This is a genomic window from Streptomyces niger (genome assembly GCF_000718305.1).
GTDB classification, from domain to species: domain Bacteria; phylum Actinomycetota; class Actinomycetes; order Streptomycetales; family Streptomycetaceae; genus Streptomyces; species Streptomyces niger.
In genome coordinates this window covers 1-294 of the sequence record NZ_JOFQ01000083.1, presented here as the reverse complement: position 1 = coordinate 294, position 294 = coordinate 1, and the positions used below count along the sequence as shown (strand labels likewise).

Sequence of the window (294 nt, the reverse complement as noted above, 5' to 3'; positions counted from 1 at the left end):
CGTCGTTCGTACGACACGGGTGCGTCGGCGGATGCGCAGGGCAATATCCAGACGGTGATCGCGCGGCTGGAGCAGGTGATCACGGCGCGCGACGGTCAGGTGAAGGCGGCGATGGCGGACTTCACCGCCGATGGCGTGGCCGATGAGTACCACGGCAAGGAGATGCGCTGGAACCGGGCCTCGCAGGAGGTCAAGAACATCATCCAGCTGTTGAAGACGACGCTGGAGAAGAACGACGGGACGGCGCAGCACACGCTGTCCAAGGCGAAGTCCGCGGTGGACAACATCGGCTGA

General features: G+C 64.6%; 1 protein-coding gene. It reads left to right on the top strand.

Annotated features, from left to right (window positions below; genetic code table 11):
- Nucleotides 1-294 (top strand): pore-forming ESAT-6 family protein (locus IF20_RS36995; protein WP_052869811.1); only part of this gene is annotated, 294 nt, incomplete at its 5' end.